Origin of the sequence: Pseudomonas sp. 65/3-MNA-CIBAN-0223 (assembly GCF_040310425.1) — a bacterium.
GTDB classification, from domain to species: domain Bacteria; phylum Pseudomonadota; class Gammaproteobacteria; order Pseudomonadales; family Pseudomonadaceae; genus Aquipseudomonas; species Aquipseudomonas gregormendelii.
The window spans coordinates 1-235 of sequence record NZ_JBEOPV010000359.1 but is presented as its reverse complement, the minus strand read 5'-3'; the positions used below and the strand labels follow the sequence as shown (position 1 = coordinate 235).

At 46.0% G+C, this 235-nt stretch carries 1 protein-coding gene; it reads right to left on the bottom strand.

Going from position 1 to position 235, the window contains the following annotated elements; translation table 11 throughout:
- Positions 1 to 47: 47 nt before the first annotated feature.
- The coding region (locus tag AAEZ09_RS29215; protein WP_350601803.1) for a hypothetical protein at positions 48 to 235 on the bottom strand (188 nt) is incomplete at its 5' end.

Genomic DNA, 235 nt, shown 5'->3' with positions numbered 1-235 from the left:
GACTTGCTGACACACCGCTCAATAACCGCTGTATGCTGTTGCCATATCTAGTCATTAACTGACTCCGATAGCTGCTCATACCATCTAGTGGTAAATAAACGATAGTCCATAATACTGACATTACCACCACCGGAGCCACTAGCGTTTACATTATCTGCACCAGTACTCGATCCTCCACAATTGCCGCCAGGACAGTTGGTATCTAGTCCTGACTCATTATCTGATGACCAAGCAC